Annotated in this window: 13 protein-coding genes; 4 read left to right on the top strand and 9 right to left on the bottom strand. The window is 70.1% G+C overall.

Annotation, left to right across the window (positions count from 1 at the left end; translation table 11 throughout):
• The first annotated feature begins 38 nt into the window (after positions 1-38).
• The gene (locus tag ACWC5O_RS23355; protein ID WP_450585368.1) at positions 39-2144 is read left to right on the top strand and encodes a hypothetical protein; all 2106 of its coding nucleotides are present in this window, start codon (positions 39-41) and stop codon (positions 2142-2144) included.
• Positions 2144-3691: a hypothetical protein gene (locus ACWC5O_RS23350; protein ID WP_450585369.1), complete on the top strand. Its 1548-nt coding sequence runs from the start codon at positions 2144-2146 to the stop codon at positions 3689-3691. Before ACWC5O_RS23355 ends, ACWC5O_RS23350 begins: the two co-directional genes overlap by 1 nt.
• On the opposite strand, the gene ACWC5O_RS23345 is transcribed toward ACWC5O_RS23350, so the two are convergent.
• From ACWC5O_RS23345 to hemL, 8 genes are all read right to left on the bottom strand, one after another.
• Complete coding sequence (locus ACWC5O_RS23345) at positions 3688-4095, bottom strand: hypothetical protein (protein WP_450585371.1); 408 nt, start codon at positions 4093-4095, stop codon at positions 3688-3690. The genes ACWC5O_RS23350 and ACWC5O_RS23345 overlap by 4 nt on opposite strands.
• A 25-nt stretch (positions 4096-4120) precedes the next feature.
• A complete protein-coding gene (gene ccsB / locus ACWC5O_RS23340; RefSeq protein WP_450585373.1) occupies positions 4121-5203 on the bottom strand; it encodes a c-type cytochrome biogenesis protein CcsB in 1083 nt (360 codons plus the stop codon).
• A complete protein-coding gene (resB, locus tag ACWC5O_RS23335) occupies positions 5200-6891 on the bottom strand; it encodes a cytochrome c biogenesis protein ResB (RefSeq protein WP_450585375.1) in 1692 nt (563 codons plus the stop codon). Before resB ends, ccsB begins: the two co-directional genes overlap by 4 nt.
• A 3-nt stretch (positions 6892-6894) precedes the next feature.
• Positions 6895-7659 carry a cytochrome c biogenesis CcdA family protein gene (locus ACWC5O_RS23330; RefSeq protein WP_450585377.1) on the bottom strand — a complete coding sequence of 255 codons (765 nt, stop codon included), beginning with the start codon at positions 7657-7659 and terminating at the stop codon, positions 6895-6897.
• Position 7660: 1 nt separating this feature from the next.
• Positions 7661-8251, bottom strand: a complete 591-nt coding sequence (locus ACWC5O_RS23325) for a TlpA family protein disulfide reductase (protein ID WP_450585379.1) — start codon at positions 8249-8251, stop codon at positions 7661-7663.
• 114 nt (positions 8252-8365) lie between these two features.
• Positions 8366-9667: a hypothetical protein gene (locus tag ACWC5O_RS23320; protein ID WP_450585381.1), complete on the bottom strand. Its 1302-nt coding sequence runs from the start codon at positions 9665-9667 to the stop codon at positions 8366-8368.
• Between the two features lie 171 nt (positions 9668-9838).
• A complete protein-coding gene (locus tag ACWC5O_RS23315) occupies positions 9839-10540 on the bottom strand; it encodes a histidine phosphatase family protein (RefSeq protein WP_450585382.1) in 702 nt (233 codons plus the stop codon).
• The gene (gene hemL, locus ACWC5O_RS23310) at positions 10537-11856 is read right to left on the bottom strand and encodes a glutamate-1-semialdehyde 2,1-aminomutase (RefSeq protein ID WP_450585539.1); all 1320 of its coding nucleotides are present in this window, start codon (positions 11854-11856) and stop codon (positions 10537-10539) included. The genes ACWC5O_RS23315 and hemL overlap by 4 nt, the downstream gene beginning before the upstream one ends.
• A gap of 312 nt (positions 11857-12168) precedes the next feature.
• Here hemL and ACWC5O_RS23305 point away from each other — a divergent pair, with 312 nt between their 5' ends.
• Both ACWC5O_RS23305 and ACWC5O_RS23300 read left to right on the top strand, forming a co-directional pair.
• Positions 12169-12834 (top strand): hypothetical protein, encoded by a 666-nt coding sequence (locus ACWC5O_RS23305; protein ID WP_450585384.1) that lies wholly within the window; start codon positions 12169-12171, stop codon positions 12832-12834.
• A 226-nt stretch (positions 12835-13060) separates the two neighbouring features.
• Positions 13061-13837, top strand: coding sequence for a methyltransferase domain-containing protein (locus ACWC5O_RS23300; protein WP_450585386.1), 777 nt, complete (start codon positions 13061-13063; stop codon positions 13835-13837).
• 102 nt (positions 13838-13939) lie between these two features.
• Here ACWC5O_RS23300 and ACWC5O_RS23295 read toward each other — a convergent pair whose 3' ends face one another.
• Positions 13940-15001, bottom strand: coding sequence for a hypothetical protein (locus ACWC5O_RS23295; RefSeq protein WP_450585387.1), 1062 nt, complete (start codon positions 14999-15001; stop codon positions 13940-13942).
• Positions 15002-15038 lie beyond the last annotated feature (37 nt).

Here is a 15038-nt window from a genome sequence, read left to right as displayed (position 1 = left end):
ACTTCCCCTTTCTACACTGCTGTTGAGGGGGGAATGCGGTGCACAGACGGTTGCACGGGCGCGGAGCGCTGTTCGACGTCGATCCGGCCGGTCTCGCGCCCCGGCTCGTGGGCCTGCGCCCCCACCAGCACCGTGGTCATCCGTTCGAGCACCCGGGCGAGCTGCCCTTCGTGGTGCTCACGGGCGCCCGCGGTCTGGGCAAGAGCGCGGTGCTGGCCGAGTTACGGGAGGCCTACAAGGGCCACACGCCGGTCGCGCTGATCCACTGCGCGGAGGAACAGTTCGCGAGGCCGCCCGCGGAGCGGCCCGCCGAGTCGTGGTCGCCGGTGGCGCAGGCGCTGCTGGTGATCGCCGAGCAGCTGGCGGCGCCGGTGACGGGCGCCGGGCGGATCACCTTTCCACGGCTGATGTCGGGCCTGGTGGCGGTGGCCGCGAGCGGCTGGGGCGATGCCGACTCGGAGCGGATCCGCCGGGAGGTCGAGCGGATCCTGCTGCTGAACGAGAGCGGTTCGTGGATCAGCGGTCTGGCCGGCCGCTGGGCCGGGAAGGTGGCGGCCAAGGTGGTCGCCGCGGCCACCGGCACCGGGCCGCTGTTGTCCGGGGCGATCGAGGCGACCCTGGAGTCCGTCGCCGAGGGCTTCACCAGCCGACGGCACCAGAAGGCGTCGGTGTGGTACCGGACGTATCCGAACGCGGGCGGGCACGCCCAGCGCGGGCTCATGCTGCTGTCGGGGCACTTCCGGGCGGACGGCACCTCCCGGGAGCACGCCGAGCGGTATCTGGTGCGGGCGCTGCTGGCCGACCTGACGGAGGCGTACGCGGGGGTGCTGCCGCGCATGCAGCGGCTCGGGCGGCCCCTGGTGCTGATCGACGACGCGCAGACCGCGCCGGGGCCCGGCCTCGTGGAGGCCGTGCTGCGCGACCGTGCCGAGGGCATCGCGGACCAGGTGGCGTTCGTCGCGGCCCGGCGCGGCGAGGGCCGCGAGGAGCTGCGCAGCGCGGTGCGGCGGGAGCTGCCCGAGCTGGCCCGGCGCAGCGGCTGGACCCCGGACGCGGCCCCCTCCTCGCGGGCGCTGCTCGTCGCGCTTCCCCGGCTGAGCCCGGACGACACCCTGCACATCGTCGGCGCCGTCTGCGACGACGTCCCGGTTCCGCCCCAACTCCCGCACGCAACTCACCGGTTGACCGGTGGCAATCCGCTGGGCATCGTCCTGCTCGCCGAGTCCGCCGCGCAGAACCGGGCCGGCTCGCTCGGCGAGCTGCTCACCGCGGACGTACGGCTGGACGAGGACCAGGAGGCCGCCCCCGCCTACCAGGCGCTGCTGGACCGGCTGGTGCCCGCCGAGCACCTGGACGAGCTGACCGTGCTGGCCGCCGCCCACGACCACGACTCGGCCTGCGCGCTGGCCGCGGCCCTGCTGCCGGACACGTTCGGCCCGGCGGACGTACGGGCCCTGCGGACCCGGCTGGCCGAGGAGGGGCTGCCGGCCGAGCCGGGCCGGTTCGTCGGTGACCCCTTCGTACGCACCCTGCTGCTGCTGAGGCTGCATCTGCGGGACGCGGACCACGCGTCGTGGCGTACGGCGCACGAGACGCTGATCGCGCACTACCCGGACCCCGAGCAGGCCCGTTACCGGCTCCATCACGAACTCGCCCTGGGCAGCTCGGAGTCGGCGGTCGCCCAGCTGCGCGACACCTTCCACACCGCGGACATCCGGACCTGGCTGCGCACCCTGCGCTTCGTGGCGTCCGCGCCCTATTTCCACGCGCACGACGCCGAGGGCCGCGACTTCACCGGCCAAGGCGACCGGCGGGCCGCGATCGCGCTCGGCCGCACGGACGCCGGGCAGGAGCCGCCCGAGGGCGTGGACGCCGTACTGCACCTGCGGATACGGCGGTTGCTGCACGCGGTGTGGCAGCTGGGCGATCCGCTGGTGCTGCCCGACCCGAAGGTGTGCGACCGGCTCCGCTTCGAGCTGGAGCAGCTGTCCAACCTGCGGCCGGCGGCCAACGCGTGGCTGTGGCGGGCGTCCCGGGACTGGCCGGCGGCGGCGCTCGCCGGGCGTCCGATGGCCGACCCCGACGACCTCGACGACCCCGACGACACGGACGACGGCCCGGACGACCGGAGCGGGGAGGCGTGATGGCGCGCAGAGGCGTGGGCACCTGGGTGCGCGAGAGCGTGTGGGAGATTCCGCTGCGCCGCTATCTGGCCCTGCTGCTGACGGCGGCCCTGGTGACGGGGCTGGTGTTCGCGGGCCGGGCGCTCATGCACGAGGACCGGTCCTGCGCGCCCGGGGTGTCCAGGCCGCAGGACAGCGACGAGTGCGTGGGCGTGGCGACGGGCTCGTACGACTTCGGGCACGCCCAGCTGAAGGACGTCGTACGGGCGATGGCGCGGGAGAACGACCGCCTCAAGCCCGGCAGTTACGTCACCGTCGCGCTGATGCTCCCGTACAGCTCCACCTCCGCGACCAACCTGAACGACATACAGCACCAGCTGCAGGGCGCCTTCCTCGCGCAGTACCGGGCCAACCACGAGTCCAACGGGGAGGCGCCCGCGATCCGCCTGGTGCTGGCCAACCCCGGCGCGACCGGGGACCACTGGCAGCAGACGGTGGACCAGCTGAAGCGGATGACGGCGAGCGCGGACCGGCTGCGGGCCGTGGCGGGAATCGGGCAGAGCACCGACAACAACAAGAAGGCCGTCCAGGCGCTGACCCGGCTCGGGATCCCGGTGGTCGGCTCCTCGATCACCGCCGACGACCTGGCCAACGGGCAGGGCGGCACGGACCCCTACCCCGGGCTCGCCCGGGTGTCGCCGACCAACACCGACGAGGCCCGCGCGCTGGCGTCCTTCGCCAAGGTGAGCGCGGGCAAGGCGCTGCTGGTGTACGACAAGCCGGGCGACCCGTACACCCGGACGCTGCAGGAGTCGTTCGCGGCGCTGATCAAGGGCTCGCCGTACGAGCCGCAGCCGTTCACGCCGCCCGCCGACCGCAGCAGGGAAGGGACGACGGCGAACACCTTCCGGCAGATCACGCACCTGGTGTGCGACACCTCCCGGGACACCGACACGATCCTGTTCGCGGGACGGCACACGCAGCTGCGGCAGTTCATCAACGCGCTCGGCGGACGTGGCTGCCAGAACCGCAGGTTCACCGTCCTGACCGGCGACGAGGCGTCGTACCTGACCCACGAGAGGGATCTGGACCGCGACGCCCTGCGTCACAACCTCTCCGTCCGCTACACCTCCCTCGCCCACCCGGACGCCTGGACGAGGGATCCGGCGAGGACCGGCGGCTCGGCGGCGGACTTCGGGGTGCTGCGGCGGCTGCTGACGGCTGCCGAACGGGGGCCGTCCGGGCCGATCGGTTCGGCAGCCCTGGACGACGGCCAGCTGATCATCGGCTACGACGCCCTGCAGCTGGCGGTGCACGGCATCCGCGAGGCGGTACCGGACGGCAGGAACGTCCCGGCCCTCACGGACGTCGGCCTCCAGTGGCCCCAGGTCAAGGGCTCGCTCCGGGTGAGCGGGGCGAGTGGCTGGATCTGCCTGGACGTACACGGCAACCCGTACGACAAGGCCGTCCCGATCGTGGAACTCACCCCCGAGGGCGGCTCCCGCTTCGTGAAGATCGCCTGGCCGGAGGGCAAGCCACCGACGAAGGAGTGCCTGCCGCCGTCCTAGGTCTGTGCGGACCTCAGGTTCTCGATCAGACGTTCGAATCTGGCACGCCAGTCCGCCTCCGGCTCCCCCTCGCCCTGGAACTCGTGGGTGAAGCGCAGCACGCTCGCCGTCTCCCCGTCCCGCTCCAGATGGAACCGGATGCGGCCACCGCCCTCCACGGTGTACTCCGCGACCCGGTCCACGTCCCAGGCGGTGACCCGGCCGGTGCCCAGGTCACGCAGGGTGACCAGACCGTCGAGCCGGGGTTCGAGGACGTCGACGGCGGTGAACCACTCAGCAAGCCCCGCCCGAGTGGCCACCGCCGGCCAGACCTCCTCCATGGGCCTCGGGAGCCGCACCAGGAGATGGAGTATGTGCGTGTTCCCGTGGGTCTGACTGGTGCCCTGTGCGATGGAACCGCTCATGACACCAGTGTGGGCGACCGGCGGCTCAGACGCCCGCGTAGGAGTGCTTGCCGCTCACGAAGATGTTGACGCCGTAGTAGTTGAACAGCCAGCAGCCGAAGGCGATCATCGCCAGGTAGGCGGCCTTGCGGCCCTTCCAGCCGGCCGTGGCACGGGCGTGCAGGTAGCAGGCGTAGGCGATCCAGGTGATGAAGGACCAGGTCTCCTTGGGGTCCCAGTTCCAGTAGCGGCCCCAGGCGTCGCCCGCCCAGATCGCGCCCGCGATGATCGTGAAGGTCCAGAGGGGGAAGACCGCCGCGTTGACGCGGTAGGCGAACTTGTCGAGGGACGCCGAGGCGGGCAGCCGCTCCAGCACCGAGGTCGCGAACCTGCCGGGCTTGCCGCCGGTCTGCAGCTTGTTCTCGTACGAGTCCTTGAACAGGTACAGGATCGTGGCGACCGCGCCGACGTAGAAGACCGCGCCGCAGAAGATCGCGGTGGAGACGTGGATGTACAGCCAGTACGAGTGCAGGGCGGGGACGAGCTGGTCGCTCGCGGTGTACAGGACCGTGACGGCCAGACCGAGGTCGAGCAGGACCGTGGTGATCAGGAACAGTCCCAGCCAGCGCACGTTCTTCTTCAGCGCCAGCAGCCCGAGGTACACCCCGACCGCGACCGTGGAGAAGGTGATGTTGAACTCGTACATGTTGCCCCACGGCGCCCGCTCCACGGAGGCCGCGCGGGCGACGACCCCGCCCAGCTCCACCAGGAACGCGAGCACGGTGAGGGAGATGGCGATGCGCCCGTAGAGGTCGCCCTGCTCGTCCCCGCCGTGCGCGCCGGGCCCGTCCGGCACGTCCCGGGCGCCGGACGCGGAGCGCACGACGACCTTGGGCCGCTCCAGCACGGCGGTGCTGCCCGCCTGCTTGACGGTGACGGCGGGCCCGCTCGCCTGCTGCTCGCCGGCGGCGGTCAGTGCCGCGGCCGTACGGGCCACCTTGCTGCGGCTGCCGAGGAGCCACTCGGCGATGTACGCGAAGAAGGCAAGGGTGTAGACGGCCATGGACGAGTAGATCAGCGTGTTGCTGATGCTCGCCAGGTGTTCGTTGGTGGCGGCGGCGAGAGTCACTTCCCAGCCCCTTCGGCAGGTACGACGTCGGATTCGTTGGAGTCGCGGTCAGGTGCCCCCGGCGCCTGGTCGTAGAGGGTTCCGGCGAGGTCGCCCAGCTCCTCGGGCACCTTGGCCGACTCACTGCGGCCGAGCCCGGCCATCTCGACGACCGTCACGCCGTCGGCGCCGCGCACCGCCCGCACCCACACGCGGCGGCGCTGGATGAACAGGGACGCGGTCAGACCGAAGATCGCGGCGAGGGCACCGCCGAGCGCCCAGCCGCTGCCCGGCTCCTGGACGATCTCGAAGCCGGCCCACTCCTTGATGTCCTTCTCGAGGGTGATCGAGCCGGCGCCGTTCGGCAGCCGCAGGGTCTGCCCGGGCTTGAGGTTCCCGCGCAGCTGCAGGCCCTTGGCGTCCTTGAACGCCTTCATGTGGGTCTTGTCGAGCTGGTACACGCTCTGCGGAAGGCCCGAGTTGACGCCGAGGTCGCCGTGGTACGGCTCCAGGTTCAGCACCGGGTTCAGCAGCGCCGGGAACTGCGAGAGCACCGAGGCACCGCCGCCGTAGGTCGGCAGGAAGAAGGCCCGGACACCGAGCTGTTCCTTCTGCCCCTGGGCGTTGCGGTAGCCGTCCATGACCTTGATGACGCCCTGCGAGCTGACGTTCCCGTCCAGCGGCAGCAGCGGTACGGCGTCCTGGTAGACGACCTTGCCCTTGCCGTCGCGGACGGTGATCACGGGCGCGTAGCCGTGGCTGACCAGGTAGACCTTGGAGTCGCCGATCTCCAGCGGCTGGTTGACCTTGACGGTGGCCGGCTTCTCCTTGCCGTACGCGCCCTCGCTGTAGGTGATCTTCGCCTGGAAGGTGCGCGGGGTGCCGCGGTTGGGGCCGGTCAGCTCGTAGGTGCCCTCGAAGTCCTTCAGGTCGAAGCTGAAGGGCACCAGCTCGTCGGGGCTGAACAGGCTGCCGGACTTGAAGTCGTCGTACATCGGCAGCGCGTTGGAGAAGCCGTCGCCCTCCACCATCAGCTTGGTGCCGTCCGACTTGAACATCTGGCCCGAGGCGAAGGCGATCAGCAGCACGATCAGCGCGACGTGGAAGGCCAGGTTGCCCAGCTCCCGGACGTACCCCTTCTCTGCGGCGACGGCGTCACCGGCGAGGTGGGCGCGGAAGCGGCGCTTCTTCAGCAGCGCGAGCGCGGCCTCGCGGACCTGCTCCGGCTCGGCGGTGGTGCGCCAGGTGGTGTAGGCGGGCAGCCGGTCCAGCCGCTTGGGGGCGCCCGGCGGGCGGCCGCGCAGCTGGCCGACGAACTGCCAGGTGCGCGGGACGATGCAGCCGATGAGGGAGACGAACAGCAGGATGTAGATCGCGGAGAACCACACCGAGCTGTAGACGTGGAACAGGCCGAGCTTGTCGTAGATCGGCGCCAGCGTGCGGTGCGCCTGGCGGAAGCCGTCGACCTTGGAGGCGTCGGCGCCGGTCTGCGGGATCAGCGAGCCGGGGATCGCGCCGAGCGACAGCAGCAGGAGCAGCAGCAGCGCGACCCGCATGGAGGTCAGCTGCCGCCAGAACCAGCGCGCCCAGCCGATGACGCCGAGGCCGGGCACGGAGGCGATCTCCTCCTGCGGGGCGGTGGACAGCTGGGAGCCGGCCGCCCCCAGGTCCTCCTGGTCCCGGCCGTTGTCGGTTTCGGTCTTGCTCATCGATCAGATCCCCACAGTGAAGCCGTCGGACCAGGTCTGCATCTCCTGCACCAGGCGGTCCCAGGCCCCGGTCAGCAGCAGCACACCGGTCACGATCATCATCGTGCCGCCGATGCGCATCACCCAGACATAGTGGCGCTTGACCCAGCCGAAGGCACCGAGCGCCTTGCGGAAGCCGACCGCCGCGAGCACGAAGGGCACGCCGAGGCCCAGGCAGTAGGCGACCATCAGCAGCGCTCCGCGCCCGGCGCTCGACTGTTCCATGGCGAGGAGGTTCACGGACGACAGGGTCGGGCCCAGACAGGGGGTCCACCCGATGCCGAAGAGGGCGCCGAGCAGCGGTGCGCCCACCAGACCGGTCGTGGGCCGCCGGTGGAAGCGGAACTCGCGCTGGGTGAACCAGGGCATCAGCCCCATGAAGAACACGCCCATGAGGATCATGAGCACGCCGAGCACCTTGGCCAGGACGGCCTTGTGCTCCTGCAGGGTCCAGCCGAAGGAGCCGAACAGCGCCCCGCCGGAGATGAACACGGCGCTGAACCCGAGCACGAACAGGGAAGCCCCGGCGACCATGCGCCCGCGTCTGGCCTCGGCCAGGTCGGTTCCGGCGACCCCGGTGACGTAGGAGAGGTAGCCGGGCACCAGCGGCAGGACGCAGGGCGAGAAGAAGGAGACGAGGCCGCCGAGCAGGGCGATCGGCAGGGCGACCAGCAGGGCCCCGTGGAGAACGGTCTGGTTCTGCGCGGCCAGCGTGACGAGTCCGCTCACGTCACTTCTCCGCGAGGACCGGCTTGACCATCTTCAGCAGGGCGGTGTCGTCGAGCGCCTCCAGCGCCCGCGCGGCGACCTTCCCGTCCTTGTCGATGACGAGCGTGGACGGGATCAGCTGCGGGTTGAGCGTGCCCTTCTTGAAGCGGAGCATCAGCCTGCCCGTGGGGTCGTACAGACTCGGGTAGCTGATCCCGTGCTCCTTCTCGAAGGCGACCGCGGGGGTGGTGCTGGTGTCCCGGGTGTTGATGCCGACGAACTGGACGCCCTTGCCCTCGTACGCCTGGGAGACCTTGGAGAAGTACTTGGCCTCCTCCCGGCACGGCCCGCACCACGAGCCCCAGACGTTGATCACGACGACCTTGCCCTTGTAGTCGGCGACGTCCAGGGTCTTGCCGTCGATGGTCTTGCCGGACAGGTCGGGCGCCGTGGCCCGCTTGCCCAGCGGGACGGTGCTCATGCCGTTGTTGCCGGTGACGAAGCCGGTGTTGCCGCCCCCGCCGGAGGTGCCGCCGTTGCCGCACGCGGACAGGGTCAGGGCCGCCGCGGCGGCCATGGCGCCAAGCAGGACGGCGCGGCTACGGGTACTCATGTGAAAAGTTTCGCATGCCTGTTCCGGGGATTTCGCGCACCCCCCTGGCGGGCGGAAAACCGCATTTCAGGAGGTATTTACTCCGGACATTTCAGGCAGGTCGCCGGCGGCCTCTCAGGCGGCGTCCGAGGAGGCCGACTTGGCGCCCTTGGCGTCCCGCAGGAAGTCCTTCCAGCCCCCGGCCGGCTGCTGCCCGACCTCCAGCGTGCGCAGCTTGGCGAGCACCTCGGGCTTCTGGACGTCCATCCAGTCCACGAACTGCCGGAAGGAGACCAGGCGCACGTCCGCGCCCTTCTCCTTCTCGCGCGCGATGTGCTTGAAGGCCTCCTCGACGGAGTCCATGTAGATGCCGCCGTTCCACTGCTCGAAGTGGTTGCCGATGAAGAGAGGTGCCCGGTTTGTCTTGTATGCCCGCTCGAATCCCGCGATGTACGCCTGCGCGGACTGCTTGCGCCAGCCCGGGTAGTTGTAGGCGGGCGCCTTGGTCGAGTTGACCGACTGGTTGGCGAGCATGTTGTAGTCCATGGACAGGACCTCGAAGGAACGACCGGGGAAGGGTATCTGCTGCAACGGCAGGTCCCAGATCCCCAGCTTCTTCTCCGGCCACACCTGACGCCCGCCCGGCGAGGAGGCGTCGTAGCGCCAGCCCAGCTTCTGCGCGGTGGGCAGCAGGTTGTTCTGGCCGAGCAGACAGGGCGTACGGCCGCCGACCAGCTCCTTGTCGTAGTCGAACGGCAGCGAGGGCATGTCGGACCAGCCGGTGTTGGTCCGCCACTGCTTCACGAACGCCTTGGCCTGGTCGATCTCGCTCTTCCACTGCTGCGGGGTCCAGTTGCCCACCGTGCCGTGACCGGAGCAGAAGTGCCCGTTGAAGTGGGTGCCGATCTCGTGCCCCTCCAGCCAGGCCCGGCGGACGTTGGTCAGCGTCGCCTTGATGTGCTCGTCGGTGAGGTAGCCGATGTCGGAGGCGCCGCGCGGGTTGTTCGGCGGCTCGTACAGCCGCTTCTTCGACTCGGGCAGCAGATACAGCCCCGAGAGGAAGAAGGTCATGCTCGCGCCGTGCTGCTTGGCCAGGTCCAGGAAGCGCGGGAAGAGCCCGTTGCCGACCTCGCCGGCACCGTCCCAGGAGAAGACCACGAACTGCGGCGGGGTCTGCCCCGGCTCCAGCGGCTCGGGCCTGGCGGGCTGGTGCGGCTGCTTGCCGGTGAAGGAGGTGGAGCCGTCACCGATGGGCCGCGCCTTGGTCCCGCCGTTCCCGCCTTCGCTTCCCCCGGCCGAGTTCCCGGAACCGGACGCGTGCCCGCCGCCGTCGGAGGACTTGAGAGACCCGCAGCCGGCGAGTGTGGCGGCCGCCGCCGCGCCCGCGCCGAGGCCGAGTATTCCCCTCCGGGAAAGGGTCCGGGAGTTGGTGCGCATGGAAATCCCCGATTCATCGCGCCTGCTGGTGGTCATCCAGTGAGAGGGCACGACGATCGGGGAGGTTCCGCTGATATGTATGTTTTTAGCAACGGATCCGGCAAAGAGACCCTAAGCCATTCCAAACGGACCGTCAGAAGCGGCCGTCGGACGAGGCCTTCAGCTGGAGCGTCACGCCCCGAAGGCCTTGCTCTTCCCCTTCACCGGCTTGGCACCGGCCCGGAGATGAGCCGGCACGAGGTCGATGGCGGGCTCGGTGTAGCCGACGGAGACGATCCTGTCGCCCAGATATGTGAAAGTCGTCAGGGAGGCGAGGGTGCACTGCCGCTTGCGCGGGTCGTGCCACAGCCGCCGCTTCTCGACGTACGACCGCACGATCCAGATCGGCAGCTGGTGGCTGACCAGCACCGCCTCGTGCCCGCGGGCCTGGTCCTTGGCCGCGTTCAGCGCGCCCATCATCCGGACGACCTGGTCGATGTACGGCTCGCCCCAGGACGGCTTGAACGGGTTGACGAGGTGCTTCCAGTTGTCGGGCTTGCGCAGCGCGCCGTCCCCGACCCCGAAGGTCTTGCCCTGGAAGACGTTGTCGGCCTCGATCAGCCGCACGTCGGTGGCGAGGTCGAGTCCTTGCGCCTTGGCGATCGGGGTGGCGGTCTCCTGCGCGCGCTCCAGGGGCGAGGCGACCACGTGGGTGACGTCGCGCGAGGAGAGGTGCTCGGCGACCCGGTCGGCCATCTGCCGGCCCAGCTCGGACAGGTGGTAGCCGGGCAGTCGCCCGTACAGGATCCCGTCCGGGTTGGCGACCTCCCCATGCCGCATGAGGTGGACGACGGTGATGTCCTTTTCGCTGGCGTAGCTGCCGTTGATGCTCATGCTGCCGTGGCCTCCGCGGCCGCTCGGGCCGCCGCCGGAAGGGCGTCGGCGATCTTCTGGACGGCCCGCTCGTCGTGGGCCGTGGACACGAACCAGGACTCGAAGGACGACGGCGGCAGGTAGACGCCGTTCGCCAGCAGCGAGTGGAAGAAGGCGGTGAAGCGGTACGACTCCTGCCGCCTGGCGTCCTCGTAGTTCCGCACCTGCCGGTCGGTGAAGAACACGGAGAACATGTTGGAGGCGGTCTGCAGCCGGTGCGCCACGCCCTCCTTGCTGAGCGCCTCGGTGACGAGCGACCGGATCTGCTCGGAGACGGCGTCGACCTTGTCGTACGCGGCGTCGTCGAGCAGCCGCAGCTGGGCGAGCCCGGCGGCGGTGGCGACGGGGTTCCCGGAGAGGGTGCCGGCCTGGTAGACGGGCCCGGCGGGAGCGAGGTGGGCCATGACGTCGGCGCGACCGCCGAAGGCCGCGGCGGGGAACCCACCGCCCATGACCTTCCCGAAGGTCATGAGATCGGGCCTGACCCCGTCGATCCCGTACCAGCCGGCGCGGCTCGTCCGGAACCCGGTCATGACCTCGTCGGAGATGAAGAGGGCGCCGTTCTTCTGGCAGGCGTCCTTGAGCCCCTGGTTGAACCCGGGGTCCGGCGGGACGACGCCCATGTTGCCGGGCGAGGCCTCGGTGATGACACAGGCGATCTCGCCCGGGTGCCGGTGGAAGGCCTCGTGCACGGCTTCGAGGTCGTTGTACGGCAGCACGATCGTGTCGCCGGCCTGGGCGCCGGTGACACCGGGGGTGTCGGGCAGCGCGAAGGTCGCGACGCCGGACCCGGCGGCGGCCAGCAGGGAGTCCACGTGCCCGTGGTAGCACCCGGCGAACTTGATCACCTTGGAGCGCTGGGTGAACCCGCGGGCGAGCCGGATCGCCGACATGGTCGCCTCGGTGCCGCTGCTGACGAGCCGCACCTGCTCGACGGGCTCCACCCGGGCGACGATCTCCTCGGCGAGCGCGACCTCACCCTCACCGGGCGTGCCGAAGGACGTACCGCGCGCGACCGCCTCCTGGACGGCGCCGATGACCTCGGGGTGGGAGTGCCCCAGAATCATCGGCCCCCAGGAGCACACCAGGTCGACGTACTCCCGCCCGTCGGCGTCGGTCAGGTACGGCCCCGTACCGGAAACCATGAACCGGGGCGTGCCGCCCACGGCGCGGAAGGCGCGCACCGGCGAGTTCACACCGCCCGGTGTGACGACGGACGCACGGTCGAAGAGCGCCTGTGAGACGGGCGCTTCATAGGGATAGGGCAGTTCGCTCATGGCGCTCATGACGTGCGAATTCTCCGACTTCTCGGACTCCGGTTGCGTGGTGACCTCCTCAGGGTAGGCCGCTGCTCGCCCCGGAAGCGGCCGACCTCAAGATCGGAACCGCGATCACGGCTTTGCCATCTGCGAGACTGAGACCTGATACACACAGCTCATACGGCACGTAGTAGTAAGGGGCCGTTGAAGATCCCGCGGACTGGTGTTTCACCGCACGTTTCGGCGGGCGGCCGTGGGGGAGGTCACTGACACGATGATCGGGTTGCGCGGCGGGGGCCACGCGTCCTAGAAAAGCAGTCGGGTGGAGATATGCATCGCGGTGGCGGACTGGGCGAGGGGACTGATGACCTGGGTCCTCGACGTGCCCGGCGGGGAAGGCACCGGCGCGACGCGGAGGAAACTACCGAAGCACGTCAGACTGACGCACGTCAGGCACAGGGTGTACCGAGTGAGCCCGAGCGGCACGACCGGCAGTTCGACAGCCGGCTCGACCACCGGGTCGACCGCCTCCGGGCGGGGAGCAGGAATGGTGGTCGGGTGGGGGTGACCTACAAATACTTCGGCGCGCCGGACGGCGCGACCGCGGCCCGCGTCCCCATCTCGATGCGCCCCGAGGAACTCGGCGGCGACGAGCTGGGCATGAACGGCATGTTCACCAAGATCAAGCCGGAGACGATGGCCGCGATGGTGCTGACCGGCATCCAGGGCGTGCCCCTGCACAAGGTGCCGCCCCTGGAGCTGGTCGTCCTGCACCCCGACTACGCGGTCGTCAAGCTCCCCACGACGGTCGTCGACCCCCTGCGCGGCATCGGCGAGGAAGCGGTGGGCGCGGCGGCGTTCATCTGGTCGACGGTGCCTGACCGCGGTGGCCCTCGGGACGCGTTCAACGTGTACCAGTTGCTGCACGAGTGGCAGGACTTCTCGCATCGGCTGCATGAGGCGGGGCATCAGCCTTATTGCTTGGTGTGGCCCTGAGCTGGGGTTTCGTGTCGACGAAGAGGAGGCGGAAAACCAGGTCGGCAGTGTCCGACTCCCTCCACGGACGCAAAAGGAGAGCGGGGGACGACTGAGTGGCGTCCGCCTCGAGCCACGTAACGATCTTGTTCGTCGGCCCCTCGGGGCTCGGCCCTTGAGGGGGCGATTCGCATGCCGTCGCGATACAACCCCTGTGGCTGACTGAGCAGTTGGTTGACTGGGGCGCATGACATCATCTGAGTTCGAGACGGCCGAGCCCGATCCCGTCACCTATCTCGACCGGCTCGCCATGAGCGATCTCGGCCGCTCCTACAAGCGGCGGATGCTCGACGAACTCGATGTGCGTGCCGGGCACAGGGTGCTTGACCTCGGCTGTGGTCCGGGTACCGACCTTCAGCCGCTCGCCCAGGCAGTCACCTCGGCCGGCGCCGTCTTCGGCTTCGACCACGACCAGAACATGGTGGACGCCGCACGGGCACGCACCGCCGGTCAGGCCGTCGTGGACGTCCGGCACGCGGACATTCACGACCTGCCGATGGCCGACCACACTGCCGACCGTGCGCGCACCGACCGGGTCCTGCAGCACGTCGCCGACCCCCTGGCAGCGCTCGGTGAGATCCGCCGGGTCCTGCGGCCGGGCGGGCGGCTCGTCATGGGCGAGCCCGACTGGGAGACCCTGGCCGTCGACCATCCGGACAGCGACCTGACGCGTGCCTACACCCGCCATGTGGCCGAACAGGTGGTCCGCAACGCGGGCATCGGCAGACAGCTCGCGCGGCTGGCGGCTGAGAGCGGTTTCACGGTGCCCACGGTCATCCCTGTCACGCCGGTCTTCCGGGACGTCCAGGCCGCGGACAAGATCCTTGGCCTGGAACGGACCACCCGGCGCGCCGCCGAGGCCGGCTACTTCAGCGACCAGGCGGCAAAAGCCTGGTTGAGCCATCTCAGGCACGGCCCCTTCTTCGCAGCGGTGACGTTCTACATCGTCGTGGCCGAGGCGTAGTCGCGCGTCGCAGTCGCCGCGGCGCAAGAGCACGAGGACGGCGGCGCAGGTGGCCAGGACGATCGTGGCCAACTGGGCCGCGGGGCAGGACGAGGCCCAGGTTCACCGGTGCATACCTGGCCGTCGAAGGTGGGTGGCGGCTGTGCCGAAGCGGCGGCGCAAGCCGGAGGAGTCGTACGGGAAGCAGGCGAGCAAGAGAGCGGCCGTGACCAGGGACGTGGCCAGACCCGCGCCGAGCGTGAGGGCGGCCAAAGCCGGTACGGACGTCAGCGAGCCCGCCCCGAACACGGGCCACAGTGCGTCTCGGAACGCCGTCGCAATACTGATCGCGATGCATCCGGCGACGACTGATGCCTCGGCGATACGGCGGGGCCGGGTGCGCGGCGGCCGGGCGACGAATCCCGCGACGGCGTTACTGATCACGCAGAACGCGAGGTTGGAGGTCGCCACGACGATCAGCATCCAGGCGATGAGCAGCGGATCCGTCCAGCGTTCACCGATCGCCTGTGCACCGGTGACGGCCGCCGCGACCATCATGCTCAGTGTGACGAACACCGTCATCGCGCGGCGGCGCACCCGGTCCACGGCGTCCGGACCGACCGAGCGCCGCAGTGCGGGTATCCGCCGGCAGACGAGGACAGCGTCGCCGAGCCAGTCATGCCGCCATGGGCCGGCCGGGCCGTGCCACCGGTGACATCGCACGAGCAACACCGCAACCGCCATGGTGAGTACGGAGTTGACGACCAGCCCGCTGATCAGCACCGAGGCCCATGTGCTCGAGGATGAGGCAGGTGTGCCGGCGATGACAGCGGCCCACTCGGCCACCACCGTGAGCCCGGCCAGCGTGACCATCGCCGCCGCCGCACGCGCCGTCTGCCGCGCCCGGTCCACCCCGCCCGGCGCCCGCCACGCGAGCAGCCGTAACGCGATCGCCAACCCGAGCATGGGCACTGTGAACTGCGCCAGGGACACCACCGCGTCGTACGGGTCCTCCTGCCACGGGCTGGCTGCCCTGACCGTCTTGTTCTGAGTCGACAGCACCGTCAAGGCCTCGAACACAGCGGCCGCGCCGAGGCTCGCCCAGATCACCGCCGAGGAAGCCCAGCCGTTCTGCTTCACGTGTTCCATGGCCCGCCATAGTACGCGCCACGTACTACGTGACAAGTAGTATCGCGGCTCGTACTATCGGGACAGGAGGCAA

The organism is Streptomyces sp. NPDC001450 (assembly GCF_053597295.1).
This window is presented reverse-complemented; position numbering and strand designations above follow the sequence as displayed.

Excerpts from the sequence above, each read along its gene's own strand:
- ACWC5O_RS23350 (WP_450585369.1), top strand. The coding sequence starts at position 2,144 with ATGGCGCGCAGAGGCGTGGGCACCTGGGTGCGCGAGAGCGTGTGGGAG.
- ACWC5O_RS23345 (WP_450585371.1), bottom strand. The coding sequence starts at position 4,095 with ATGAGCGGTTCCATCGCACAGGGCACCAGTCAGACCCACGGGAACACG.
- resB (WP_450585375.1), bottom strand. The coding sequence starts at position 6,891 with ATGAGCAAGACCGAAACCGACAACGGCCGGGACCAGGAGGACCTGGGG.
- ACWC5O_RS23325 (WP_450585379.1), bottom strand. The coding sequence starts at position 8,251 with ATGAGTACCCGTAGCCGCGCCGTCCTGCTTGGCGCCATGGCCGCCGCG.
- ACWC5O_RS23320 (WP_450585381.1), bottom strand. The coding sequence starts at position 9,667 with ATGCGCACCAACTCCCGGACCCTTTCCCGGAGGGGAATACTCGGCCTC.
- ACWC5O_RS23315 (WP_450585382.1), bottom strand. The coding sequence starts at position 10,540 with ATGAGCATCAACGGCAGCTACGCCAGCGAAAAGGACATCACCGTCGTC.
- hemL (WP_450585539.1), bottom strand. The coding sequence starts at position 11,856 with ATGAGCGAACTGCCCTATCCCTATGAAGCGCCCGTCTCACAGGCGCTC.
- ACWC5O_RS23305 (WP_450585384.1), top strand. The coding sequence starts at position 12,169 with ATGCATCGCGGTGGCGGACTGGGCGAGGGGACTGATGACCTGGGTCCT.
- ACWC5O_RS23300 (WP_450585386.1), top strand. The coding sequence starts at position 13,061 with ATGACATCATCTGAGTTCGAGACGGCCGAGCCCGATCCCGTCACCTAT.